Annotated in this window: 1 pseudogene; it reads right to left on the reverse strand. The window is 73.2% G+C overall.

Features of this window, described 5'->3' with window-relative positions:
• Positions 1 to 433: pseudogene (locus TW83_RS21540) on the reverse strand (hypothetical protein); the annotation flags it as partial.

Below are 433 nucleotides of genomic sequence, written 5' to 3' on the forward strand. Positions count from 1 at the left end.
GCCATCGCGCGCGAACAGGCCGCGCGGGCCCAGCACCTCGGCCGGGGTCCAGACCGACAGGCCCGCGGGCGCGATCGCCGCGGCCAGCCCGCAGGCCCAGGCCGCCGCAAAGCCGGTCTCTTGGCGCGGATCGTCATCGGTCATGCAGACGCGCCCGCGCCCCGGATTGGGGATGGTGCGGCTGCCATAGGGATTGTGGCGCATGGCGATGGTCGACGGCCCCAGCCAATAGTCCGCATCCCCCGCCAGGGCGCGCCCCGAGGCCAGGATATGCGGCACCGCCTCCAGCGACTCGACCACCGACAGATCGTCGGCGGCATGCACGATGGGGCAGAGCCCATGCGTCACGACCGCCAGCCCCGGCGGCGGCGGCTTGCGGTTCAGTTCGGGAAAGAAACCGGCGACGCCCCCGCCCACCGGAAGCCCCGCAAAA

The organism is Paracoccus sp. S4493, assembly GCF_000967735.1.
GTDB classification, from domain to species: Bacteria; Pseudomonadota; Alphaproteobacteria; order Rhodobacterales; family Rhodobacteraceae; genus Paracoccus; species Paracoccus marcusii.